Consider the following 22,837-nt stretch of genomic DNA (forward strand, 5'->3'; position numbering starts at 1 on the left):
TGCGTCTGTCCTCAAGGCCCCGTCGGACGTGACTTCGCTCACGCCCGACGGGGCCTTGAGCGCGGCCAACCCCACCGTGGGGACGGATGCACTCGGCACGCAGAGTAGAATCGGCCACCATATGTTCCAGACGAAGCACATCCGAGGAGCGCGCCCATGCTGATGTATGTGGTCCGCCGCCTCCTCCAGGCGGTCCCGGTCGTGATCGGCACCACCTTCCTGATCTATTTCATGGTCTTCTCCATGCCGGGAGACCCGATCCTCGCGATGTTCGGCGACAAGACGCCGAGCCCCGCGGTGTACGACGCGCTGGCGGCCCAGTACCACCTGGACCAGCCGTTCATCGTGCAGTACGGGCTCTACATGAAGGATCTGTTCACGGGAAACCTGGGCACGACCTTCTCGGGTGAGGACGTGGGCACCGTGCTCGCGCGCACCTTCCCGGTCACGCTGAAGCTCGCAGCCATGGCGATCACGTTCGAGTTCATCACCGCGGTGGTGCTCGGCCTCTTCGCCGGCCTCCGCAAGGGCAAGCTGTTCGACAACATCACGCTCGTGATCGGCCTCATCCTGATGTCGGTGCCGATCTTCGTGCTCTGCTTCATCGCCCAGTACTTCGTGGCGATCAAGTGGGGCTGGGCCTCGCCGACCGTCGGCGCGGACACGAGCTTCTCGAACATGCTGCTGCCGGCGATCGTCCTCGCGCTGAGCCTGTTCACCACGTCCATGCGCCTGATGCGCGGTACCGTCATCGACACGCGCAGCCGCGACTGGGTCCGCACCGCGTACGCGAAGGGCCTCCCTGCGCGCCGCGTGATCCCCGTGCACGTGCTGCGCAACTCGCTCATCCCCGTCGTCACCAACTCGGCCGCCAACTTCGGCGTGCTGATGGTCGGCGCGACCGTGACCGAGGGAATCTTCAACATTCCCGGCGTCGGCAACACGCTCTACCAGGCGATCGTGCGAGGTGAGGGGCCCACGGTCGTGAGCTTCGTGACCGTGATGGTGCTGGCGTACGTCGCCATCAACATCCTGGTCGACCTGCTCTACGCCGTTCTTGACCCGAGGATCCGTTATGCCTAAGCCCGAGCACTACGTCGCGCCGTTCGACGAGAACGAGATGGCCGAGGTCGACAAGATCAAGCTCGACGAGAAGCCCTCGAACCTGTGGCGCGACGCGTGGCGTTCGCTGCGTCGCCGCCCGCTGTTCTACATCTCTCTCGCCGCGGTGTTCGTCATCCTCCTGATGGCGCTGTTCCCCACGCTGTTCACCGATGTGGCCCCCGACAAGGACTGCTTCCTGGTGGACTCCAACGGCGGCCCGACCGAGGGCCACCCGATGGGCTTCACGCGCCTGGGCTGCGACGTCTACGCCCGTGTGGTGTGGGGCGCCCGCACCTCGCTCGCGGTCGGCCTGCTCGCCACCCTGATCTCCGGCGTCCTCGGCGTCATCATGGGCGCGCTCGCCGGCTTCTACGGCGGCTGGGTCGACTCGGTCCTGTCCCGCCTCGGCGACATCTTCTTCTCGATCCCCTACATCCTCGCGGCCGTCGTGATCATGACGACCTTCTCGGACTACCGCAACGTCCTCACGCTCGCCTTCGCGATCGGTGGATTCGCGTGGGCCTCCCTGGCCCGCATCCTGCGCTCCGAGATCCTGCGTGTGAAGTCCGGGGACTTCGTGATGGCGTCCACCGCGACCGGTCGGACCAAGTTCGGCACGCTCATCTCGCACGTGCTGCCCAACTCGATCACCCCGGTCATCGTGTACCTCACGCTGTCGCTCGGCGGTGCGATCGTCGCGGAGGCCACCCTGAGCTTCCTCGGTGTGGGCCTCGGCCCGGACGTCATGTCCTGGGGTAACGACATCAGCGCGGCGCAGACCAGCATCCGCACCGCGCCGATGACCCTGATCTGGCCGTCGATCTTCCTCACCGTGACCGTCCTCGCCTTCATCACGCTCGGCGAGCTCGTGCGCGACGCCCTCGACCCGAAGGCGAGGGCCCGCGGATGACCCAGGAGACCAATGTGACCGATTACGCGGAGCCGCTCGTCTCCATCAAGGACCTCGAGATCGGTTTCCAGACCGGTAACGGCTTCGTCCAGGCGGTGAAGGGCGTCTCGTTCGACATCTTCCCGGGCGAGACCGTCGCGATCGTCGGCGAGTCCGGCTCCGGCAAGTCGACCACCGCCACCGGCATCATCGACCTGCTCCCGAGCAACGGCCGCATCACCGGCGGCTCCGTCATGTTCGGCGGCAAGGACCTGACGAAGGCCTCCAAGAAGGAGATCGTCGAGGTTCGCGGCCGCGAGATCGGCTACGTCCCGCAGGACCCGATGTCCAACCTCAACCCGGTCTGGAACGTCGGTTTCCAGGTCCGTGAGGCTGTTCTTGCCAACAACATGGCGAAGAGCAAGAAGGACGCGGACAAGCGCGCGATCGAGGTGCTCCAGGAGGCCGGTCTGGCCGACGCGGAGCGTCGCATGAAGCAGTTCCCGCACCAGTTCTCCGGCGGCATGCGTCAGCGCGTGCTCATCGGCATCGGCCTGGCGGCGGATCCCAAGCTGCTCATCGCGGACGAGCCCACCTCGGCGCTCGACGTCACCGTGCAGCGCGTGATCCTCGACCACCTCGAGTCGCTCACGCGTGAGAAGAACACGGCGCTGCTGCTCATCACGCACGACCTGGGCCTCGCCGCCGAGCGCGCGTCCAAGGTCATCGTGATGTACCAGGGCAAGATCGCCGAGGCCGGTCCGAGCCTCGAGATCCTCCAGAACCCCCAGCACCCGTACACGAAGCGCCTCATCGCGGCGGCCCCGAGCCTCGCGTCGCAGCGCCTCAAGTCGACCAAGGTGTCGGTGACGGAGGCCCCGCAGGGCGATGAGATCGACCTCGCGGCCGCATCGGCCCACCGCCACGCGGTGGTGGACAAGGCCGACCACGCCGGCGCGCCGGCGATCGAGGTGAAGGACCTCACCAAGGTCTTCTCGATCCGCAAGGGCGGCTTCCGCTCGGAGCCGTTCACGGCAGTCGACAAGGTCAACTTCCAGGTGCCGCGCGGCACCACGATGGCGCTCGTGGGCGAGTCCGGCTCGGGCAAGTCCACCGTCGCCAAGATGGTGCTCGGCCTCGAGACCGCGACCGAGGGCGAGATCCTCATCGCGGGCAAGGACGCCACCGCGCTCGGCCGTGCGGAGATGCTGGAGCACCGCCGCCGGATGCAGCCGGTGTTCCAGGACCCGTACGGCTCCCTGGACCCGATGCGCTCGATCGGCGCGATCATCCGCGAGCCGCTGGACGTGCACAAGGTGGGCGACAAGAAGTCCCGCCAGCAGCGCGTCAACGAGGTGCTCGACGAGGTCGCGCTGCCGCGCATGATCGCGTCGCGCTACCCCAACGAGCTCTCGGGCGGCCAGCGTCAGCGCGTGGCGATCGCCCGCGCCCTCGCGCTCAAGCCCGACGTGGTCATCCTCGACGAGGCGGTCTCCGCCCTCGACGTGCTGGTCCAGGCGCAGGTGCTGCAGCTCCTCGCGGACCTCCAGGAGGAGCTGGGCCTCACGTACCTCTTCATCACCCACGACCTCGCCGTCGTGCGCGTCGTCGCCGACGACGTGGCCGTGATGGAGCGGGGCAAGATCGTCGAGAAGGGCAACGTGGAGGAGATCTTCGCGAACGCGAAGACCGAGTACACGCAGAAGCTGCTCGACGCCATCCCCGGCGCGAACATCCCGCTCGGCGCGTAAGCACCGAGACAGCACAGGGCCCCGGCTCTCCCGCGAGGGAGGCCGGGGCCCTGTGCGTGGGGCAGACCCGCCGAATGGGGCACCCACCGTCGTCTCCGGTCTGCCCGTGCGCCCCATGGGGCAGCCCCGGTCGCTGTGTCGCGTTACTCCGGCGCCGGGATCTCGAGGCCCGCCAGCGGCGAGTCCTCGTCGAAGGGTGGCGCCTCGCCCACCACCTCGGTGGCGGGCCTGATCTTGTCCAGGTCCTTCTGCGCGCGCATGTGCGCGGCGCCCTGGTTGAACAGCTCCTCGAAGCTCATCCGGGAAGCCTACGGCGGGACGATGCGCGTGTCACCGCCGCGCCCGGGCGACGGCCGCATCGTCCCGACAGGCGGCAGGACCTGCCGCCGGTAGACTTGTCGCCCGTGGCACTCACTATCGGAATCGTCGGTCTCCCCAACGTCGGCAAGTCGACGCTCTTCAACGCCCTCACCCGCGCGGAGGTGCTCGCCGCGAACTACCCGTTCGCGACGATCGAGCCCAACGTCGGCGTGGTCCCGCTGCCGGACGCGCGCCTCGGCCAGCTCGCCGAGGTCTTCGGCTCGGAGCGCGAGGTCCCCGCGACGGTGTCGTTCGTCGACATCGCGGGCATCGTCAAGGGTGCGTCCGAGGGCGAGGGCCTGGGCAATGCGTTCCTTGCGAACATCCGCGAGGCGGACGCGATCTGCCAGGTGACCCGCGGCTTCGAGGACCCCGACGTCATCCACGTCGACGGCAAGGTCGACGCGGCGTCCGACATCGAGACCATCAACACCGAGCTGATCCTCGCCGACCTCCAGACGGTCGAGAAGGCGATCCCGCGTCTCGAGAAGGAGGTGCGCGCCAAGAAGGCCGACCCGAACTTCCTCGCCGCTGTCCAGACCGCGAAGGAGATCCTCGAGTCGGGCAAGGCGCTGAGCGCCGGCGCTCCCGAGGCCAAGCTGGACCTCGCGGACGTGAAGGAGCTCAACCTCCTCACCGCCAAGCCCTTCATCTACGTCTTCAACGTGGACGATGCGGTGCTCGCCGACGACTCCAAGAAGGCCGCCCTCGCGGCGCAGGTCGCGCCGGCCGAGGCGATCTTCCTCGACGCGAAGTTCGAGGCCGAGCTGGTCGAGCTCACCGAGGAGGAGGCCCGCGAGATGCTCGCGGAGAACGGCCAGGACGAGTCCGGGCTGGACCAGCTCGCGCGAGTCGGCTTCGACACGCTCGGCCTGCAGACGTACCTCACCGCGGGGCCCAAGGAGGCTCGCGCGTGGACCATCCACAAGGGCTGGACCGCCCCGCAGGCGGCCGGCGTGATCCACACCGACTTCGAGCGCGGCTTCATCAAGGCCGAGGTGGTCCACTTCCACGACCTGCTCGAGACCGGCTCGATGTCCGAGGCGAAGGCCAAGGGCAAGGTCCGCATCGAGGGCAAGGACTACGTCATGCAGGACGGCGACGTGGTCGAGTTCAGGTTTAACGTCTAGCTCCGGCTGCCGCTACGACCCCGCTGCTCCACGTGAGCGGCGGGGTCTCGCCTTTGTTGGCGGACTGTGACCGCGCCATACGCGCATGCAGAGTCGGGTACTGACGCGCGTCGACTACGCGGTGGGCTGGAGCGCGCCGAAGCTGCGGCGGAGGAGTTCCACCGAGCTCTCGACCGCATCGGCTTCCGCCCATGCGGTGAGCGCGATGTCGAAGCAGGCGAGGGAGGCCTGGACGATGGCCTCGGCGCGCAGGCCCCGGTGGTCGCCTTCGAGGCGTTCGGCGACGATGGGCGTGAGCAGGTGTGCCCACAGCAGGTGCTTCTCAAGGTTTCGCGCCCGCAGGGCCGGCGTGCTGCCGAGGATGCGCATCGCCTTCCTACCCTGCGCCTCGTTCCGGCCTGGGGTCGCGAGCAACGCCTCGTAGGACGCGAGGAGCGCGTCCCAGATCGGCTCGTCTGAGGGGCGAGCTACGAGCTGGTCCCGCACATGCTCGCCCCAGCCAGCAGGATCGCCGATCACCGTGTCCTCCTTCGCGGGGAAGTACCGGTGAACGCTACGTGGCGAGACGCCGACCGCGGCGGCGATCTGCTCGACGGTGACGTTGTCGAACCCATGCTCATCGAAGAGGTCCACCGCGACCTCGGAGATGCGCGCACGGACCGCGTCGCGCGCGATCGCGCGCGTGCCTCCGGGCTTGGTGACCTCGCTCATAGATCCATCATAGCGCGCCACAAGTGGCAGAGACTGACAGATCAGGCGTATTCTGTCGTAAAGTCACACGAGAAGGGACACCCCATGGAACAGCGCATCCTCGGCCGTCAGGGCCTCGCCGTCTCCGCCATCGGCTACGGCGCGATGGGTACCGCAGTCGGCTACGGCCCGAGCGACGACACCGAGTCCATCGCCGCGATCCGCGGCGCGAACGACCTCGGCGTCACGCACTTCGACACCGCCGAGATGTACGGCTGGGGTGTCGGCGAGCAGCTCCTCGGCACGGCCCTCGCGCCGATCCGTGACCAGGTCACCATCGCCACCAAGTTCGGCTTCACGCCCACGTATGCCCCCAACTCGCAGCCCGACCACGTCCGCAACGTGGTCGACAACAGCCTGCGCAACCTCGGTGTCGACCACATCGACGTGCTCTACCAGCACGTCCACGACCCGGCCGTGCCCGTCGAGGACGTCGTGGGCGTGATGAAGGAGTACGTCGACGCCGGCAAGGTGAGGTACCTCGGCCTGTCCAACACGACGCCCGACAATGTGCGGCGCGCACACGCCGTCCACCCGATCTCGGTGCTCCAGACCGAGTACTCGATCTTCGCCCGCCAGTCCGAGGCGTTCCTGCCCGTGCTCGAGGAGCTCGGCATCGGCCTCGTCGCCTACTCGCCGCTCGCGCGCGGCTTCCTCTCCGGCGCGGTCCAGCCCCGCTCCGCCTACGACGCGACCGACTTCCGCCAGCGCATCCCGTACTGGGCCCCCGAGCACTACGACGCCAACGTCGCCATCGTCGAGGCGCTCACCGCGCTCGCCGATGAGAAGGGTGCGACCCTCGCGCAGCTCGCCATCGCCTGGTTGCTCGCGCAGCGGGACTACATCGTCCCCATCCCCGGCTCGCGCAACCCTGCACGCGTCGCGCAGAACATCGCCTCCGCAAGCATCGTCCTGACCGACGCTGACCTCGCGCGCATCGCTGAGATCGCACCGACCGGAGGAGTGGTCGCGGGACGCTGATCCTGGCTCCGACGTGACGGGCGGGTACCTCGAGCGGTGCGACGCTCGAGGTGCCCGCTTCCTTCGTTCGCGAGTTGTCACAGGGTATTCGGCTACGGAACGTGGTCGAGTTCAGGCTCAATGTGTAGTTCCGGTTCAGCCTCTGGCCGCTCGAGATAGCACCCTCACCCGTCTGGGTGGGCTTCGTTATCCTGGGGCTATGGCCGAGGTCGACGTGACGCCCGAGACGCTCGCGCTGCGCGGGCTCATCGACGCGCGTCGCGAGGAGTTCGACGCGCTGCTCGCGCGCTACGGAGCGACTCATCCGCGTCTGTTCGGATCGGTCGCGCGTGGAACGGCACACGAGGGCAGCGATATCGACATCCTCGTGGACATGGACCCCGCGGACGGCAACGTCTTCATGCGGGCCTCCGGTCTCCTTGAGGAGGTGCGGGTGCTGTTCGGCCGCGACGACATCGATGTGTTCCCCGTGCAGCTGCTGAAGAGGCCCATCTCGAGGTCGGCCGTCGAGGATTCGGTTGCCCTGTGACGCGAGGCGTCGAGCAGCGGATCGCGGACATCCTCGAGTCGGTGGAGCGGTGTCGTCGATATATCGCTCTCCTCGACGCAGGAACTGTCGACGTCGTGCGGATGGCGGAGGACGCGATCGAGCGGAACCTCCAGATCATCGGCGAGGCGGCGAACCACCTGACGCCTGACGTGATCGACGCCCACCCCGAGATCGCCTGGCCCGAGATCCGTGGCTTCCGGAACATCCTCGTACACCAGTACTTCGGCGTCGACCTTGACGTCATCCGGGATGTGGTGGAGAACCATCTCCCACCGCTGGCCGACGCACTGCGGCAGCACGTCGAGGGTGACCCGGCGGCAGAGGTCTGAAGTCTGCGGTGAGGTTATGCGGATACGGAACGCTGTGGAGTTCAGGTTCAATGTGTAGTTCCGGTTCAACCTTTGAACGGACGTGGTGAGTAGGTTGCCGTTCTCCCTCGATCGCGGGTGGCACGCTGAATTCTGCCCGTGAGCAACGCTGCAGGTCGAGCGATGGTAGCCGCCGTGCTCCCCGCGCGCGCACCTGGTCGTGACCTATGCTCCGAGGGTGCCGACAACCCTTGCAGACGAGCTGCGCCGCCATTTGGGGGAGCCGTTCCCGGACTCTGTGGTCATGGGCAGGGACTACGGCGGAGTGGATGCCGTGATGATCGACGCAGATATCTTCGGTTGGGCCTCGAGGGCCGGGTCGCTAACCGAGTCTGACCGTGCTGGTCTACGTCACGCGCGCGACGAGCTGGAGCGCTCGCTCGGGGCATTTCCCGAGGATGCACGCCCCTATTGCGAGCGCCTGATCCGGATCGCACGTATGGCGCTGGCAGTCTAGGCCGTTGCGGAAGCCCTCCAGTCGCACGGGGAGGTGAGGCTTGAGCGCTACGCGATCAAGGAGGACGATGCGGGAATCGCGCCGCATTCGATCGGGTGAGTTCGCGCAGTCCAGACATTATTCGGCTACGGAACGCGGTCGAGTTCAGGTTCAATGTGTAGTTCCGGTTCCACCTTGCAGGCCTGAACTGGCAATTCCTCGCTGGCCAGGCCTGCGTACGGTTGGTGGGCTCAGGCTCGCGTCCCGCCCGTGTCGAGTTCCTCGGCAGTAACCTTTGGGTGCGCCCACGGTGCGAGGCACCCTGAACTCATTTGACCCTCCGGCGCTGGTGCATTCGCGCAGATGGAGGACTCGTGACGCAAATCGGCCGACTCAGACTCGTTGGCTACTGGGCTGGGGACCAGGCTTCCGCGCAATGGCCGGTACCGGACGAGTTCGTGGATCGCGAGTGGGACCCCGACGAGCGTGGCGCCGTCGCCCTGTACCTCAAGACCGGGATCGTCGCGCGTGCCTATATGGGGTACACGCCTTGCCGAATGTGCGGCTGCAACAACGGGAGCGTGGAGTTCACCGACGGCGTGTACGTCTGGCCCGAAGGGTTCTCGCATTACATCGCGGACCACGAGGTGCGACCACCGCAGGAGCTCATCGACCATGTGCATTCGATGATCGAGTCGGTCGAGGGTGCGGACCGGGACGAAGACTGGTGGATGAATCGGAAGGGCTCGCAGCCGACGTAGGCCTTCAACCACACTGGAAGGCGCGCACGGCAGAACCAGATCGCACCCGCCGGTGGCGTGGGAGCCGGAAGCTGACCACACTTGGGAAGCGCGTGCGATGATCCGCTCGGTCCAGGCGACGCCGGACGAAGAGGCCGGTGTTCTGCTGCTCTCTGCGAGAGGCTGTTCGGCTACGGAACGCGGTCGAGTTCAGGTTCAACGTCTGACCACGTCTGCCGCCTGGCGGGACATGAGGGCTCGATCGGCCGCGAATCCTGCACTGATGTCCCGCTGGCGCTCGGATCGCTTCGGCATGCGGCCGCTCTAGAGAGCGTCCCGCTCAGCGACGATCATCACCTCGTCACTGACGTCCGCCCCGGCGGGCGGCGCACCGTAGACGCGTACGGCCGCACTCTGCCGCGCGTCGAGCATCGGCCCGCCAGCCGGGACGAGCACCGCGAACACCTCGATGACGGCATGGACGCCCCTCTGGCGCGCCCACGCGAGCACATCGTCCAACGTTGCCGATGCGGGCGCCTTCCAGTCGTCGCGGTTCCAGGCGTAGCCGGCGTCGACGGGCCTGCCCCAGATGCGAATGCGGTAGTGGTCGACGTCGGCGACCCACGGGATCTCGTCCTCTCGGGGTACAGGTGACCAGTCCATGCCGGCACCCTAGCCTGCGGTCGGGACCGTCGACGGGAAGGCTTAAAGGTTCCAGCATGGGTACGCCCGACCGCGGACGCGGCCTTGAAGTTGTTCGGCTTCGGAACGCGGGCGAGTTCAGGTTCAACGTCTGACCATGCCTGGCGCCTGGCGGGACATGGGGGCGCGATCGGCCGCGAATCCTGCCCTGATGTCCCGCTAGGACGCGGTTCCGGCAAGCGGTACCGTGACCGGGATGGACACCGCCGGCCTGCTCCGCCTGTACGACGACCAGCTGCGCGGCGATGTCGAGGCGGTCGGTGCGAGCGGGATCACCCGGATGGGCCCGCTCCTGCTGGTGAGCTTCGGTGAGGGCCAGGGCTTCGTCACCTATCGCGACCTGGACGGGGCCGATGCGGCGGACGTGAGGAGACTGGTCGCGGGCGCGCTCGAGCTCTTCGCCTCCGATCCGGTCATCACGCACGTGGAGTGGAAGACCCGCGGGCATGATCATGCGCCGGGTCTCGAGGAGGCGCTCGTCGCCCATGGCTTCGTCGCCGGCGAGGTCGAGTGGATCATGCTTGGGGACGCGGCGGCGCTTGCGGTCGACGTCCCTCTCCCCGACGGCGTGACCCTGCGTCGGGTGCACGATGAGGCCGATGTGCGGGCCATGTCCGCCATGACGGACCTGGTGTTCGACGGCGCGATCTCGGACTCGCACGCGCAGATGATCCTGACCAGGCTCGCGACCCACGAGGGCATGCAGCTCTGGGTCGCGGAGGCCGGTGGTGAGATCATCGGCGCGGGCCGCCTCGAGCCCGTCGCGGGCACGGACTTCGCCGGGATCTGGGGCGGGGCCACCGTGGAGAGCTGGCGGGGCCGCGGCGTCTACCGCGCGCTCACGGCCGCGCGCGCTCGCGAAGCGCTCGCGCTGGGCAGGACGCTGATCATGAGCGACTCGACCGAGCACTCCCGACCGATCCTCGAACGCTCCGGCCTGCGCCGGGCCTCGACGACCACCCCGTACGAGTGGAGGCGGGATCAGCCCGCGCGAGGCCCCGACGCGTCCTAGGCTCGAACCATGAGCGACGCCCTGCCCCCGTGCCCCGAGTGCGCCAGCGAGTACGCCTATGAGGACGGCGCGCTCCTGGTGTGCCCCATGTGCGGCCACGAGTGGTCGCCCGACGCCGGTGACGATGCCGCGGGCGATGCGGTGCGCGTCATCAAGGACGCGGTGGGCAACGTCCTGGCCGACGGCGACACGGTGACGGTCATCAAGGACCTCAAGGTGAAGGGCTCGTCGCAGCCCATCAAGGTGGGCACCAAGGTGCGCGGCATCCGCCTGGTGGACGGGGTCGGCGATCACGACATCGACTGCACGGTGCCCGGCTTCGGGCCCATGCAGCTCAAGTCCTCGGTGGTGAAGAAGGCCTGACGGACCCGGGTCCCGGCGACCGCCCGCTACCGTGGTCGCGTGAACGAGAGATCGCTCAGCTTCGGCAAGGCCGCATCCGACTACGCGAAGGGCCGCCCGGGGTACCCCCTCCAGTCGGTCGACTGGCTGCTCGAGGGCGTGACCGGCCGGGTCCTCGACCTGGGTGCCGGCACGGGCAAGCTCACCGAGGCGATCCTCCGGTGCCGCCACGCCGAGGTGGTCGCGGTCGACCCCGACCCCGTCATGCTCGCGACGCTCGAGGCCCACGTGCCGCGGGTGCCGACCCTCCGCGGCACGGCGGAGGAGATCCCGCTCGAGGACGCGAGCGTCGACGCCGTGGTCATGGGTCAGGCGTGGCACTGGGTCGAGCCGGAGGCCGCCGCGCGGGAGATCGCGCGCGTCCTCGCGCCGGGCGGGGTGCTGGGCCTCATCTGGAACATCCGCAACGAGCGCAGCGACTGGGTGTCGGCGCTCACGCGCGTGATCGGGCACTCGTCGGCCGAGACCATGATCGCGGCGGGGCCGCCGCGGGTCCCGGCTCCGTTCGGCCCGCTCGAGATCAACGAGCTCACGTGGAAGCGTCCGGTCACCGCCGAGGGCCTGCGCGCGCTCGTCCACTCCCGCAGCAGCTACATCACCGCATCGGACATCTACCGCACGGACCTGGACGTCGCGCTCGAGCACCTCATCGCGCGCACGCCCGAGCTCGCCGACGGGGGCGAGTACCGCATGCCGTACGTCACGCACTGCTTCCGCGCCCGCGTCGCGGAGCACGGCGCGTGAGCGAGCGGCGCCTCATCCGCAGCGGCGGCCCCTGGGAGGACCAGGTCGCGTACTCGCGCGCCGTGGTCCAGGGCGACTGGTGCGACGTCTCGGGCACCACGAGCACGACGAGCCCCGAGCCCGCCGCGCAGGCCGACGCGGCGCTCGCGACCATCGCCGCCGCGCTGGAGGAGGGCGGGTTCTCGATGGCCGACGTGGTGCGTGTCCGCTACCTCCTGCCCGACACCGCCGACTTCGAGGAGTGCTGGCCCGTGCTGCGGCGGTGGTTCGGGGACATCCGGCCCGCGGCGACCATGCAGCAGTGCGGCCTCATCGACCCCGCCATGCGGATCGAGATCGAGGTCACCGCCTACCGCGGCTGACGCGTGCGCCGCGCTAGTCTCGGCATCCCACCCCGAGGAGGACCCATGGCCTGGCGCATGCCCCCCGAGACCGCGCCCCACGAACGTTGCTGGATGGCCTTCCCCTGCGAGGGACCCACGCTCGGCGACACCGGGACCGAGCGCGAGGCCGGCTACGCGGCCTGGACGGCCGTCGCCCTTGCGATCGCCGAGCTCGAGCCCGTCACCATGGTCGTCGACCCGTCCGAGACCGTGCGAGCACGTCGCATGCTCGGCAGCGGCATCGAGATCCTCGAGGCTCCCGTCGACGAGTTCTGGATGCGCGACGTGGGCCCCACCTTCGTGGTGGACGATGCGCGGCCCGGCGCGCTGGGCGCCGTGGACTGGGTCTTCAACGGCTGGGGAGCGCCCGCCTGGGCGGAATGGCAGAAGTCGGCGCGGCTCGGCCGCATCGTCGCCGAGGCGGCGGGCGCGGAGCTGGTCCCGAGCGACCTCACCAACGAGGGCGGCGGCATCCACGTCGACGGCGAGGGCACCGTCCTGCTCACCGAGACGGTCCAGCTCGACCCGCGCCGCAACCCCACCGCGACCCGGGAGAGCGTCGAGGCGGAGATGGCGGCGCGGCTCGGGGCCACGCGCGCGATCTGGCTGCCACGCGGCCTGACCCGCGACTACGACGACTTCGGCACCAACGGCCACGTGGACATCGTCGCGACGCTCGTCGGCGACGGGCGGCTGCTCCTCCACGCGCAGACCGACCCCGCGCACCCGGACTATACGGTGAGCGCGGACCTTCGCGACCTCCTCAAGGGCCAGGCGGACGCGGCGGGACGCAGCCTCGAGATCGTCGACCTCCCGGCGCCGACGCAGCTGACCGACGAGCACGGTCCCGTCGACTGGAGCTACGTGAACCACTACGTCGCCAACGGCGGCGTGGTCGCGTGCGGCTTCGGGGACGATGCGGCCGACGCCCGGGCGCGGGAGATCCTCGCGGAGGCGTACCCGGGGCGCGCCGTCGTCACCGTGGACGCGCGGGAGATCTTCGCGCGAGGCGGAGGCATCCACTGCATCACGCAGCAGCAGCCGGCGGTGGGGGAGCGCGCATGATCGACGTGGTCGAGGCGGGCATCGCGGAGCTCCGCTCCGCGCTCGAGGAGGGCCGCACCACCAGCGAGGAGCTGGTGACCGCGTACCTCGCGCGGATCGAGGCGTACGACCGCCCCGGCACCGTGACTGCCCTCAACGCGATCGTGGTCGACAACCCCGAGGCGCTCGCGGAGGCGCGCGCGTCCGATGCGCGGCGCGCCAGGGGAGAGATCCGAGGCCCGCTCGACGGCATCCCGTACACCGCCAAGGACTCGTACCTGGTGAAGGGCCTGACCGCGGCAGCCGGCAGCCCGGCGTTCGCGGACCTGGTCGCTCAGCGCGACGCGTTCACCATCGAGCGGCTGCGCGCGGCGGGCGCGATCTGCCTGGGGCTCACCAACATGCCGCCGATGGCCAACGGCGGCATGCAGCGTGGCGTCTACGGCCGCGCCGAGAGCCCGTACAACGCCGACTTCCTCACCGCGCCCTTCGGCTCGGGATCCTCGAACGGCTCGGGCACCGCGACCGCGGCGTCGTTCGCCGCCTTCGGGCTGGGGGAGGAGACCTGGTCCTCCGGTCGAGGGCCCGCGTCGAACAACGCCCTGTGCGCCTACACCCCGAGCCGCGGCGTGATCTCGGTCCGCGGCAACTGGCCGCTCGTGCCCACCATGGACGTGGTGGTGCCGCACGCGCGCACCATGGCGGACCTGCTCGAGGTGCTCGACGTGATCGTCGCCGACGACGCGGAACCGCGCGGCGACCTGTGGCGCGCCCAGCCGTGGATCGAGATCCCCGCCGCGTCCGCGCATCGTCCCGCCTCCTATCCCGCGCTCGGGGACGATGCCGGCGCGGCGCTCGCGGGTGCGCGCATCGGCGTGCCCCGCATGTACCTGGGCTCGGACCCGGAGGCCGGCACCGGGAGCGGCGGCATCGGCGGCCCGACTGGCACGCGCATCGTGCCCCGGCCCAGCGAGCTCGAGCTGTGGGACGCGGCGCGACGGGACCTCGAGGCTGCGGGCGCCACCGTGGTCGAGGTCGACCTCCCGATGATCAGCAACTACGAGGGGGATCGCCCGGGCGCGCCCACGATCGCGACGCGCGGCCTGGTCTCGCCGGAATACCTGCGTCGCGAGATCGTCGACCTCTCCGCGTGGGCCTGGGACGACTTCCTGCGCGCCAACGGCGACCCGGCGCTTCCCGACCTCACGTCCATCGACGGCGCGCGGATCTTCCCGCATCCCGTGGGCGCGCTCCCGGACCGCTACACCGGCTTCGACGACGACATCGCGGTCTACCCCGACGTGGTCCGCGCCGGCCTCCCCGCGCGCTTCGAGGACATCCCCGAGCTCGAGGGAGGCCTGCGCGGGCTCGAGGAGACCCGCCGCCTCGACCTCGAGGAGTGGATGGACGGGCTCGGGCTCGACGCGATCGTGTTCCCCGCGGTCGCGGACGTGGGTGCGGCCGACATGGACGTCAACCCCGCGAGCGCGGAGGCCGGTTGGCGCAACGGCGTGTGGGTCGCGAACGGCAACCTCGCGATCCGGCACCTCGGCGTGCCCACGGTCACGGTGCCCATGGGCACGATGCGCGACATCGGGATGCCCGTGGGCCTCACCTTCGCGGGTCGGGGCTGGGACGACGTGCGGCTGCTGCGGCTCGCCGCGGGCTTCGAGGCGACGCAGGGCGAAGGCGCGGGGCGGCGGAGGGAGGAGCCTCCGCGTACCCCGCGCCTGTAGCGCGAAGGGCCCCAGCCGGAGGTAGCGCTCCGGCCGGGGCCCCGCCTCTGCCCGATCCCCCTCAGTCGAGCGAGTCGATGGCGCCGCGCATCACCGCGAGCTGCTCGCGCACCTCGACGGGGACCTTGGCGCCGTAGGAGTCCAGGAACGCGGCCGCATCGTCCGCCTCGGCGGAGAGCGCGGCCTTGTCGAGGCCGAACAGCGCGGACCACTGCTCGTCGGAGACCCCGGCGGCGGCGTGATCGATCGCGCCGTCCTCGGGGACCAGGCCGAACGGGCTGGTGACGGCGCCCGTGCGGCCCTCGATGCGGTCGAGCATCCATGCCAGCGCGTGGATGTTCTCGCCGAAGCCGGGCCAGAGGAACTTCCCGTCGGCGTCCTTGCGGAACCAGTTGACCTGGAAGATCGCGGGGGCCCCGCCCGCCGCCTCGGCCTTCTCGCCGACCTCGAGCCAGTGCTGCCAGTGGTCGGCCATGTTCACGCCGCAGAAGGGGAGCATCGCGAACGGGTCACGGCGCAGCTCGCCGACCGTTCCCTCGGCCGCCGCCGTGCGCTCGGAGGCGAGGGTCGCGCCCATGAACACGCCGTGCTCCCAGGAAGCCGCCTGCGACACGAGCGGCACGTTGGTCGCGCGGCGCCCCCCGAAGATGATCGCGTCCAGCGGCACGCCCGCCGGGTCGTCCCAGTCGTCGGAGATGGTCGGGCACTGCGCGGCCGAGACCGTGAAGCGCGAGTTGGGGTGCGCGGCGGGGCGGTCCGCGTCGGGCGTCCAGTCCTGCCCGAGCCAGTCCGTGAGGTGCGCCGGGGCCTCGTCGGTCATGCCCTCCCACCACACGTCGCCGTCGTCGGTGAGCGCGACGTTGGTGAAGACCACGTCATGCGTGAGGGTGTCCATCGCGACCGGGTTGGTGGACCAGCCGGTGCCGGGTGCGACGCCGAAGAACCCGGCCTCGGGGTTGATCGCTCGGAGGCGCCCGTCGGGGCCGGGCGCGATCCAGGCGATGTCGTCGCCCAGCGTCTCGACCTTCCAGCCCGGGATCGTGGGCTGCAGCATGGCGAAGTTGGTCTTGCCGCACGCGCTCGGGAACGCGGCCGCCACGTGGAAGACGCGTCCGCGCGGGTTGGTGACCTTGAGCAGCAGCATGTGGGCGGCGAGCCAGCCCTCGTCCTGGCCGATCGCGCTCGCGATGCGCAGCGCGAAGGCCTTCTTGGCGAGGATCGCGTTGCCGCCGTAGGCCGAGCCGTGGGACCAGACCTCGCGCGTCTCGGGGAAGTGCGAGATGTACTTGATCGGGTTGCACGGCCACGGCACGTCGGCCTGGCCAGGCGCGAGCGGCGCGCCGACGGTGTGGGCGCACCTCACCCACTCGGTGTCGGGGCCGATCTCGGCGAGCGCGGCGTGCCCCATGCGGGTCATCGTGCCCATCGACACCACCACGTACGGCGAATCAGTCACCTGCACGCCGTACCGGGTGAGCGGGCCGCCGATCGGCCCCATCGCGAACGGCATCACGTACATGGTGCGGCCCGTCATCGCGCCGCGGAACATACCGTGAAGCGTCTCGCGCATGGCGGACGGCGGCACCCAGTTGTTGGTGGGTCCGGCGTCCTCCTCCTTCTCGGAGCAGATGAACGTGCGCGACTCGACCCGTGCGACGTCCTCCGGGTTCGACCGTGCGAGGTAGCTCCCGGGGCGCTTGGCGTCGTCGAGCGCGACCAGCGTGCCGGCGTCGACCATGTCGCGGATCAGCCGGGCCCGCTCGGGTTGCGAGCCGTCGCACCAGACCACCTCGTCGGGGGTCGCGTGGAGCGCGAGGCGCTCCACCCACGCGACGATGCGCGGGTCGGCGCCGTCGGGGGACGGGACGGAGACGGATGCGGCGGGCTCGCGGAGCGGCTGGTCGATGATCGCCATGGTTCTTCCTTGGAACTCGGGGACGGGGACCGGCGTGAAACTTGGTGCCTGCTCTCGACACTATGGGGACGCCCGCGCGTCTTGGTGGCACATTTCTCGTGAAGATTGGCGATTCTTTCGCTAACGTGAATTCCATGTCGGATCTCTCCACCCTGGGGCGCCGCGTGCGCCACTTCCGCACCCAGGCGGGGCTCACGCTCGACCAGCTCGGCCGCGACGTCGACGTCGCGCCGAGCCAGCTCTCGCTCATCGAGAACGGCCGACGCGAGCCGCGCATCTCTCTGCTCACCGCGATCGCGGCGCGGCTCGGGGTCACGGTCGGCGACCTGCTCGACGAGGCGCCGCCGAGCCCACGCGCGGCCCTGGAGATCGCCCTCGAGCGTGCGCAGGGGGGCTCCGCCTACCGCGAGCTCGGGCTGCCCGCGCTGCGGCCCACGCGCTCGATGCCGGACGACGTCCTGCGCACGCTCGTGGGCCTGCATCGCGAGCTCGATCGGCGGGCGCGTCAGGCGATCGCGACGCCGGAGGAGGCCCGCCGGGCCAACACGCGACAGCGGCTGCGCATGGAGGAAGTGGACAACCATGTGCCCGAGATCGAGGCGCTCGCCTCCGAGGACGTGGCCGCGGTCGGGCATGCGGGCGGCGCCCTCACGCACCGCTCGGTGAGCCTCATGGCGGAGCGGCTGGGGCTCAGCATCGTCCACGCCGACGATCTCCCGCACTCGGCGCGCTGCGTGCTCGACCTCGAGAGCGGCCGCATCTACATCCCTCCGGCCTCCATCCCCGGCGGCCACGGCCTGCGCTCGCTCGCGCTCCAGGCGATGGCGCACATCCGGCTCGGCCACGGCGAGCCGAAGGACTACGCGGACTTCCTGCGCCAGCGGCAGGACGCGAGCTACTACGCCGCCGCGTGCCTCATGCCCGAGACGGCCGCGGTCGCATTCCTCGAGAGCGCCAAGCGCGCACGGGACATCGCGATCGAGGACTTCCGCGACGCCTTCGGCGTGACGCATGAGGCCGCGGCGCTGCGCTTCTCCAACCTCGCGACCGTGCACCTCGGGATCCGCCTGCACTTCCTGCGCGCGGGCGGCGACGGAGCGCTCGTGCGCGCGTACGAGAACGACGGCCTGCCGCTGCCCGTGGACGTCACCGGCGCCGCGGAGGGGCAGGTCCTGTGCCGCTACTGGAGCGCGCGGCGGGCGTTCGCGCGCACCACGCGCACCACCGAGTACTTCCAGTACACCGACACCCCCGTCGGCACCTTCTTCGAGGCGACCCAGACCGGCACCACCGAGGCCGAGGAGTTCTCGATCACCCTGGGCGTCCCGTTCGAGGAGTCGCGGTGGTTCCGCGGCCGCGAGACCCAGAACCGCGCGGCGTCACGGTGCCCCGACCTCAGCTGCTGCCGGCGTCCCGACGCGGAGAGCGCGGAGCGCTGGGGCGGCCGCGCCTGGGCGAGCGCGCGCGTCCACGCGCACATCTTCTCTCCGCTGCCGCAGGGGACGTACCCCGGGGTCGACGACCGCGAGCTCTACGAGTTCCTCGAGTCCCACGCGGGCGACCCGCGGTAGCGGTCAGCCGAACAGCCCCCACACGGCGGCGGCGGTCGCGACGACCACGATGGCGATCCCCGTCCAGTCGGGGCGCCGCACCACGGACGGTCCCTCGCCGCCGGCGGCGTCCGGGTGGTCCGCCTTCCATGCGGACGATGCGGCGTGCACCATCGCGGCGGCGTCGCCCGACGGCGTGCCCAGGCGGTCGCCGGCGCGCCCGTACTGCGCCTTCTCGTCGCCGCGGGCGTGCTGCGCCTCGCGCTGCGCGGCCCGCACCTGGGCCGTGTTGGGGGCCGGCGCCGCGAACGCGCCGATCTTGAGCCCGTCGTCCCCGACGAGCTCGAGCGACCAGCGGGTCTCGAGGTCCGCGAGGCGCGCGTACTCGACGGTCGCGATCTGCATCATGTTGCGGACCTCGACGTGGTCCTCACGCGTGGTGACGCGGGGGCGCAGGAAGGCTGCGTAGCCGAACAGCGCCGCGCCCGTGCCGAGCCCCAGGCCGCCCGTGGCGTAGCCGAACCCGACGGTGACGACGTGGATGGTCGCCACCGCGACGCCGAGCGCGACGGCGCCCCAGCCCCAGATCACGGACGAGCGCGCGCGGAAGGTCTGCATGCGCCCATCGTCCCACGGGCAGGCATGCGCGACGGGGCGGTCAGTCCTCGGACTGCCGCGCGCGGAAGGCGGCCTGCGCGGCGCGGTTGGTGCACGTGACGGTGCAGTACTTGCGCGAGCGGTTGCGGCTCAGGTCGAGCACCACTCCCTCGCAGTCGTCCATCGCGCAGCGCGAGAAGCGCTGGAGCTCGTGGCTGCGGATGACGTCGATCATCGCCATCGCCGTCTCGACCAGGATCCTCACGTGCAGCGGCTGGTCGTCCGAGGTCGCATGGATGTGCCAGTCGACGTCGCCGTGGCGGACCAGCTGGGGGAGGGCGTGCTGCTCGGCGAGGATCGCGTTGACCTGCGGCACCGCATCGTCCCTGCTCGCGAGGAACAGGTGACGCAGCGGGGTGCGGATCGCGCGCACCGGCTCGAGGTCCTCGGCGGTGGGCCGCCTCCCCGTGTAGCCGAAGCGGTCGAAGAACTCGACGAGCTCGTCGAGCGACGTGAGCGTGTCGGGCTCGAGCTCGGAGTTGGACAGGAACACGCCCGACTCGAGGGCCTCGGCCGTGTCATGTGCGAACGTCATTTTGACACATTACCAAACGCCCGATTAGAGTCATGAGCCATGACCGCTTTGACTCATGACGCCGCGCGCGTCAACCGCGCGCAGGGCCTGGGCTTCGCGCTGCTCTCCGCCGCCTCCTTCGGACTCTCGGGCAGCCTCGCCCGCGGGCTCATGGACGCAGGCTGGACCGCAGGCGCCGCCACGCTCGTCCGCGTCGCGATCGCCGCGGTCGTCCTGACCGTCCCCGCCCTCATCGCGCTGCGCGGCCGGTGGTCCCTGCTGCGCCGCGCCGCCGGCACGGTCATCGCGTACGGCGCGTTCGCCGTCGCGGGCGCGCAGCTGTTCTACTTCTTCGCGGTCGGGCACCTCGACGTCGGCGTCGCGCTGCTCATCGAGTACCTGTCGCCCATCGTGGTGGTGGGGTACCTGTGGGCGACGCGCGGCCACAAGCCCGGGCGTCTGACCCTGCTCGGCGCCGTGGTCGCGATGTCCGGGCTGGTGCTGCTGCTCGATCTCATCGGCGGCGCGGCCGAGGTGAGCATCGTCGGCATCGGCTGGGCGCTCGGCGCGATGGTCGGCGCGTCCGTCTACTTCGTCATCTCGGGCTCGACCTCCACGGGCCTGCCGCCCGTGACGCTCGCGTGGGGCGGCCTCGTGGTCGCCGCCGCGATCCTCGGCGTCGCGGCCGCCACCGGAGTGCTCCCTGTGGTGTTCACCACCCGGACGGTGCACCTGGTGCCCGGCGACATGCCGTGGTGGGTCGCGGTGCTGCTGCTCGGCATCATCACCTCCGCCGTCGCCTACGTGGTCGGCATCGCGGCGACGCGCCGCCTGGGCGCGCGCCTGGGCTCGTTCATCGCCCTCACCGAGGTCCTCGCGGCCGCGCTCTTCGCCTGGGCGCTCGTGGGCCAGGCGCCCGCCCCGATCCAGATCGCGGGTGCGGGGCTCGTCCTCGCAGGCGTGGTGCTGGTCAAGCTCGGCGAGCCCGACGAGGGTCTCGCCGCCGCGCCGGAGGCCGCGCTCCCGGGTGCCGACGTGGTCCCGGACACGGTTCCTGCGGGCATCGTCGACGAGGTGACCCGCGCATCGTCCCCCGAGGAGGGGCTCACGACGCCGGAGGCGGCTCCCGAGCGCGCGTGACGCCCGTGCACCGGTAGAATGGCCCGGCGGTCCATGTCGGACCGTTCTCCCCCCTCCACACGGAATCGAGTTCCCGCATGCCTTTGCGCTCCGATCTGCGCAACGTCGCCATCGTCGCCCACGTCGACCACGGCAAGACCACCCTCGTCGACGCCATGCTCGTCCAGGGCGGCGCCTACGGCGACCACGCCCACGTCGAGGACCGCGCGATGGACTCGGGCGACCTCGAGCGTGAGAAGGGCATCACGATCCTCGCGAAGAACACCGCCATCCGTTACACGGGTGAGGCGGCTCCCGAGGGCGGCGCGACCATCAACGTGATCGACACCCCCGGCCACGCCGACTTCGGCGGCGAGGTCGAGCGCGGCCTGTCCATGGTCGACGGCGTCGTGCTGCTCGTCGACGCGTCGGAGGGCCCGCTCCCGCAGACCCGCTTCGTGCTGCGCAAGGCGCTCGCCGCGAAGCTCCCCGTCATCATCGTCGTCAACAAGGTCGACCGCCCCGATTCGCGCATCGAGGAGGTCGTCGAGGAGACCCACGACCTGCTGCTCGGTCTCGCCTCCGACCTCGAGGACGAGGTCCCGGACCTCGACGTCGACGCGCTGCTCGAGGTGCCCGTCATCTACGCGTCGGCCAAGGCCGGCATCGCGTCGCTGACGCAGCCCGCCGACGGCACCCTCCCCGAGGGCGACTCCGTCGAGCCGCTGTTCAAGGTCATCATGGAGCGCATCCCCGCGCCGTCCTACGAGGAGGGCCACCCGCTCCAGGCGCACGTCACCAACCTCGACGCCTCGCCGTTCCTCGGCCGCCTCGCGCTCCTGCGCGTCTTCAACGGCGAGATCCGCAAGGGCCAGCAGGTCGCGTGGGCGCGCAAGGACGGCACCACCAAGCAGGTGAAGATCACCGAGCTGCTCGAGACCAAGGGCCTCGAGCGCGTCCCCGCCGAGTCCGCCAAGGCCGGCGACATCGTCGCCGTCGCGGGCATCGAGGAGATCACCATCGGCGAGACCCTCACCGACCTCGAGGATCCGCGCCCGCTTCCCCTCATCTCGGTCGACGACCCCGCGATCTCGATGACCATCGGCATCAACACGTCGCCGCTGGCCGGCCGCGTCAAGGGCGCCAAGGTCACGGCGCGCCAGGTCAAGGACCGCCTCGAGAAGGAGCTCATCGGCAACGTGTCGATCCGTGTGCTCCCGACGGACCGTCCCGACTCGTGGGAGGTCCAGGGCCGCGGCGAGCTCGCGCTCGCGATCCTGGTCGAGCAGATGCGCCGCGAGGGCTACGAGCTCACCGTGGGCAAGCCGCAGGTGGTCACCAAGGAGATCGACGGCAAGCTCAACGAGCCGATGGAGCACATGACCATCGACGTGCCCGAGGAGCACCTCGGCGCCGTCACGCAGCTGCTCGCCTCCCGCAAGGGCCGCATGGAGTCGATGTCGAACCACGGCACCGGCTGGGTCCGCATGGAGTTCATCGTCCCGGCGCGCGGCCTCATCGGCTTCCGCAGCCAGTTCCTCACCGACACGCGCGGCACCGGCATCGCCTCGTCCATCGCGCACGGCTACGAGCCGTGGGCCGGCGCCATCGAGTACCGCACCAACGGCTCGCTGGTCGCGGACCGCGCGGGTGCGGTGACCTCGAACGCGCTCATGGCGCTCCAGGACCGCGGCACCTTCTTCGTGGGCCCCACCGAGGACACCTACGAGGGCATGGTCATCGGCGAGAACTCGCGCAACGAGGACATGGACGTCAACATCACCAAGGAGAAGAAGCTCAACAACATCCGCTCGTCGACGGCGGAGGAGCTCGAGCGCCTGGCCCCGCCGCGCCGCCTCACCCTCGAGGAGTCCCTCGAGTTCGCCCGCGAGGACGAGTGCGTCGAGGTGACGCCGGAGAAGGTGCGCATCCGCAAGGTGATCCTGGACGGCACCGAGCGCGCACGCGCCGCGTCGCGCCTCAAGCGTCAGAACGCCTGA

The 22,837-nt window shown here is 70.2% G+C and carries 23 protein-coding genes; 17 read left to right on the forward strand and 6 right to left on the reverse strand.

The window, feature by feature from the left end; all coding sequences use genetic code 11:
- Positions 1-156: 156 nt before the first annotated feature.
- From AOM06_RS02000 to AOM06_RS02010, 3 genes are read left to right on the forward strand one after another with little or no spacing between them, the layout of a single operon-like run.
- The gene (locus AOM06_RS02000; protein ID WP_062301924.1) at positions 157-1,083 is read left to right on the forward strand and encodes an ABC transporter permease; all 927 of its coding nucleotides are present in this window, start codon (positions 157-159) and stop codon (positions 1,081-1,083) included.
- Positions 1,076-2,014 carry an ABC transporter permease gene (locus AOM06_RS02005; protein WP_062301926.1) on the forward strand — a complete coding sequence of 313 codons (939 nt, stop codon included), beginning with the start codon at positions 1,076-1,078 and terminating at the stop codon, positions 2,012-2,014. Before AOM06_RS02000 ends, AOM06_RS02005 begins: the two co-directional genes overlap by 8 nt.
- Positions 2,011-3,744, forward strand: coding sequence for a dipeptide ABC transporter ATP-binding protein (locus AOM06_RS02010; protein ID WP_062301929.1), 1,734 nt, complete (start codon positions 2,011-2,013; stop codon positions 3,742-3,744). The genes AOM06_RS02005 and AOM06_RS02010 overlap by 4 nt, the downstream gene beginning before the upstream one ends.
- Positions 3,745-3,887: 143 nt before the next feature.
- Here AOM06_RS02010 and AOM06_RS14680 read toward each other — a convergent pair whose 3' ends face one another.
- The gene (locus AOM06_RS14680; protein WP_156163540.1) at positions 3,888-4,043 is read right to left on the reverse strand and encodes a hypothetical protein; all 156 of its coding nucleotides are present in this window, start codon (positions 4,041-4,043) and stop codon (positions 3,888-3,890) included.
- A gap of 105 nt (positions 4,044-4,148) precedes the next feature.
- On the opposite strand from AOM06_RS14680, the gene ychF reads away from it, so the two are divergent.
- Complete coding sequence (gene ychF / locus AOM06_RS02015; protein WP_062301932.1) at positions 4,149-5,234, forward strand: redox-regulated ATPase YchF; 1,086 nt, start codon at positions 4,149-4,151, stop codon at positions 5,232-5,234.
- A 114-nt stretch (positions 5,235-5,348) separates the two neighbouring features.
- Here the strand turns inward: ychF and AOM06_RS02020 are convergent, their stop codons facing one another.
- Positions 5,349-5,945: a TetR family transcriptional regulator gene (locus tag AOM06_RS02020; RefSeq protein WP_062301934.1), complete on the reverse strand. Its 597-nt coding sequence runs from the start codon at positions 5,943-5,945 to the stop codon at positions 5,349-5,351.
- 84 nt (positions 5,946-6,029) lie between these two features.
- On the opposite strand from AOM06_RS02020, the gene AOM06_RS02025 reads away from it, so the two are divergent.
- The 4 genes from AOM06_RS02025 (at position 6,030) to AOM06_RS02045 (ending at position 9,080) form a co-directional block, all read left to right on the forward strand.
- Positions 6,030-6,965 carry an aldo/keto reductase gene (locus tag AOM06_RS02025; RefSeq protein ID WP_062301937.1) on the forward strand — a complete coding sequence of 312 codons (936 nt, stop codon included), beginning with the start codon at positions 6,030-6,032 and terminating at the stop codon, positions 6,963-6,965.
- 199 nt (positions 6,966-7,164) lie between these two features.
- Positions 7,165-7,494, forward strand: a complete 330-nt coding sequence (locus tag AOM06_RS02030; RefSeq protein WP_062301940.1) for a nucleotidyltransferase family protein — start codon at positions 7,165-7,167, stop codon at positions 7,492-7,494.
- Entirely contained in the window at positions 7,491-7,844 is a 354-nt protein-coding gene (locus AOM06_RS02035) for a HepT-like ribonuclease domain-containing protein (RefSeq protein WP_062301942.1), read from the forward strand. Before AOM06_RS02030 ends, AOM06_RS02035 begins: the two co-directional genes overlap by 4 nt.
- An 849-nt stretch (positions 7,845-8,693) precedes the next feature.
- Positions 8,694-9,080: a hypothetical protein gene (locus tag AOM06_RS02045; protein WP_062301948.1), complete on the forward strand. Its 387-nt coding sequence runs from the start codon at positions 8,694-8,696 to the stop codon at positions 9,078-9,080.
- A gap of 303 nt (positions 9,081-9,383) precedes the next feature.
- On the opposite strand, the gene AOM06_RS02050 is transcribed toward AOM06_RS02045, so the two are convergent.
- Positions 9,384-9,722: a hypothetical protein gene (locus AOM06_RS02050; protein ID WP_062301951.1), complete on the reverse strand. Its 339-nt coding sequence runs from the start codon at positions 9,720-9,722 to the stop codon at positions 9,384-9,386.
- A gap of 235 nt (positions 9,723-9,957) precedes the next feature.
- On the opposite strand from AOM06_RS02050, the gene AOM06_RS02055 reads away from it, so the two are divergent.
- The 6 genes from AOM06_RS02055 to AOM06_RS02080 are packed head-to-tail and all read left to right on the forward strand — an operon-like array spanning position 9,958 to position 15,082.
- Entirely contained in the window at positions 9,958-10,773 is an 816-nt protein-coding gene (locus AOM06_RS02055) for a GNAT family N-acetyltransferase (protein ID WP_062301954.1), read from the forward strand.
- A 9-nt stretch (positions 10,774-10,782) separates the two neighbouring features.
- Entirely contained in the window at positions 10,783-11,136 is a 354-nt protein-coding gene (locus tag AOM06_RS02060; protein WP_062301956.1) for a zinc ribbon domain-containing protein YjdM, read from the forward strand.
- Positions 11,137-11,175: 39 nt separating this feature from the next.
- The gene (locus tag AOM06_RS02065) at positions 11,176-11,919 is read left to right on the forward strand and encodes a class I SAM-dependent methyltransferase (protein ID WP_062301958.1); all 744 of its coding nucleotides are present in this window, start codon (positions 11,176-11,178) and stop codon (positions 11,917-11,919) included.
- A complete protein-coding gene (locus tag AOM06_RS02070) occupies positions 11,916-12,281 on the forward strand; it encodes a Rid family hydrolase (protein ID WP_062301961.1) in 366 nt (121 codons plus the stop codon). Before AOM06_RS02065 ends, AOM06_RS02070 begins: the two co-directional genes overlap by 4 nt.
- Before the next feature lie 45 nt (positions 12,282-12,326).
- Positions 12,327-13,367 carry an agmatine deiminase family protein gene (locus AOM06_RS02075; protein WP_062301964.1) on the forward strand — a complete coding sequence of 347 codons (1,041 nt, stop codon included), beginning with the start codon at positions 12,327-12,329 and terminating at the stop codon, positions 13,365-13,367.
- Positions 13,364-15,082, forward strand: a complete 1,719-nt coding sequence (locus tag AOM06_RS02080; RefSeq protein WP_062301967.1) for an amidase — start codon at positions 13,364-13,366, stop codon at positions 15,080-15,082. Before AOM06_RS02075 ends, AOM06_RS02080 begins: the two co-directional genes overlap by 4 nt.
- A 61-nt stretch (positions 15,083-15,143) precedes the next feature.
- On the opposite strand, the gene AOM06_RS02085 is transcribed toward AOM06_RS02080, so the two are convergent.
- Positions 15,144-16,997: a phosphoenolpyruvate carboxykinase (GTP) gene (locus AOM06_RS02085; protein WP_062301969.1), complete on the reverse strand. Its 1,854-nt coding sequence runs from the start codon at positions 16,995-16,997 to the stop codon at positions 15,144-15,146.
- Positions 16,998-17,131: 134 nt separating this feature from the next.
- Between AOM06_RS02085 and AOM06_RS02090 the strand changes: the two genes are divergently transcribed.
- On the forward strand, positions 17,132-18,568 hold the full coding sequence (locus AOM06_RS02090) for a helix-turn-helix domain-containing protein (protein WP_062301972.1): 1,437 nt from the start codon (positions 17,132-17,134) through the stop codon (positions 18,566-18,568).
- A gap of 3 nt (positions 18,569-18,571) precedes the next feature.
- On the opposite strand, the gene AOM06_RS02095 is transcribed toward AOM06_RS02090, so the two are convergent.
- Both AOM06_RS02095 and AOM06_RS02100 read right to left on the reverse strand, forming a co-directional pair.
- Entirely contained in the window at positions 18,572-19,165 is a 594-nt protein-coding gene (locus tag AOM06_RS02095) for a hypothetical protein (RefSeq protein WP_062301976.1), read from the reverse strand.
- Positions 19,166-19,205: 40 nt separating this feature from the next.
- Positions 19,206-19,739 (reverse strand): CGNR zinc finger domain-containing protein, encoded by a 534-nt coding sequence (locus tag AOM06_RS02100; protein ID WP_062301979.1) that lies wholly within the window; start codon positions 19,737-19,739, stop codon positions 19,206-19,208.
- A gap of 39 nt (positions 19,740-19,778) precedes the next feature.
- Between AOM06_RS02100 and AOM06_RS02105 the strand changes: the two genes are divergently transcribed.
- Both AOM06_RS02105 and typA read left to right on the forward strand, forming a co-directional pair.
- A complete protein-coding gene (locus tag AOM06_RS02105; RefSeq protein WP_082105236.1) occupies positions 19,779-20,858 on the forward strand; it encodes an EamA family transporter in 1,080 nt (359 codons plus the stop codon).
- A gap of 77 nt (positions 20,859-20,935) precedes the next feature.
- Positions 20,936-22,837, forward strand: a complete 1,902-nt coding sequence (gene typA / locus AOM06_RS02110) for a translational GTPase TypA (protein WP_062301982.1) — start codon at positions 20,936-20,938, stop codon at positions 22,835-22,837.

The sequence above is a fragment of the Demequina subtropica genome (assembly GCF_000971235.1).
GTDB lineage: Bacteria > Actinomycetota > Actinomycetes > Actinomycetales > Demequinaceae > Demequina > Demequina subtropica.

Excerpts from the sequence above, each read along its gene's own strand:
- AOM06_RS02005 (WP_062301926.1), top strand. The coding sequence starts at position 1,076 with ATGCCTAAGCCCGAGCACTACGTCGCGCCGTTCGACGAGAACGAGATG.
- AOM06_RS02085 (WP_062301969.1), bottom strand. The coding sequence starts at position 16,997 with ATGGCGATCATCGACCAGCCGCTCCGCGAGCCCGCCGCATCCGTCTCC.
- AOM06_RS02060 (WP_062301956.1), top strand. The coding sequence starts at position 10,783 with ATGAGCGACGCCCTGCCCCCGTGCCCCGAGTGCGCCAGCGAGTACGCC.
- AOM06_RS14680 (WP_156163540.1), bottom strand. The coding sequence starts at position 4,043 with ATGAGCTTCGAGGAGCTGTTCAACCAGGGCGCCGCGCACATGCGCGCG.
- AOM06_RS02080 (WP_062301967.1), top strand. The coding sequence starts at position 13,364 with ATGATCGACGTGGTCGAGGCGGGCATCGCGGAGCTCCGCTCCGCGCTC.
- AOM06_RS02090 (WP_062301972.1), top strand. The coding sequence starts at position 17,132 with ATGTCGGATCTCTCCACCCTGGGGCGCCGCGTGCGCCACTTCCGCACC.
- AOM06_RS02000 (WP_062301924.1), top strand. The coding sequence starts at position 157 with ATGCTGATGTATGTGGTCCGCCGCCTCCTCCAGGCGGTCCCGGTCGTG.
- AOM06_RS02105 (WP_082105236.1), top strand. The coding sequence starts at position 19,779 with ATGACCGCTTTGACTCATGACGCCGCGCGCGTCAACCGCGCGCAGGGC.
- AOM06_RS02075 (WP_062301964.1), top strand. The coding sequence starts at position 12,327 with ATGGCCTGGCGCATGCCCCCCGAGACCGCGCCCCACGAACGTTGCTGG.
- AOM06_RS02055 (WP_062301954.1), top strand. The coding sequence starts at position 9,958 with ATGGACACCGCCGGCCTGCTCCGCCTGTACGACGACCAGCTGCGCGGC.
- AOM06_RS02095 (WP_062301976.1), bottom strand. The coding sequence starts at position 19,165 with ATGCAGACCTTCCGCGCGCGCTCGTCCGTGATCTGGGGCTGGGGCGCC.
- typA (WP_062301982.1), top strand. The coding sequence starts at position 20,936 with ATGCCTTTGCGCTCCGATCTGCGCAACGTCGCCATCGTCGCCCACGTC.
- AOM06_RS02020 (WP_062301934.1), bottom strand. The coding sequence starts at position 5,945 with ATGAGCGAGGTCACCAAGCCCGGAGGCACGCGCGCGATCGCGCGCGAC.
- AOM06_RS02100 (WP_062301979.1), bottom strand. The coding sequence starts at position 19,739 with ATGACGTTCGCACATGACACGGCCGAGGCCCTCGAGTCGGGCGTGTTC.
- AOM06_RS02030 (WP_062301940.1), top strand. The coding sequence starts at position 7,165 with ATGGCCGAGGTCGACGTGACGCCCGAGACGCTCGCGCTGCGCGGGCTC.
- AOM06_RS02025 (WP_062301937.1), top strand. The coding sequence starts at position 6,030 with ATGGAACAGCGCATCCTCGGCCGTCAGGGCCTCGCCGTCTCCGCCATC.
- AOM06_RS02010 (WP_062301929.1), top strand. The coding sequence starts at position 2,011 with ATGACCCAGGAGACCAATGTGACCGATTACGCGGAGCCGCTCGTCTCC.
- AOM06_RS02050 (WP_062301951.1), bottom strand. The coding sequence starts at position 9,722 with ATGGACTGGTCACCTGTACCCCGAGAGGACGAGATCCCGTGGGTCGCC.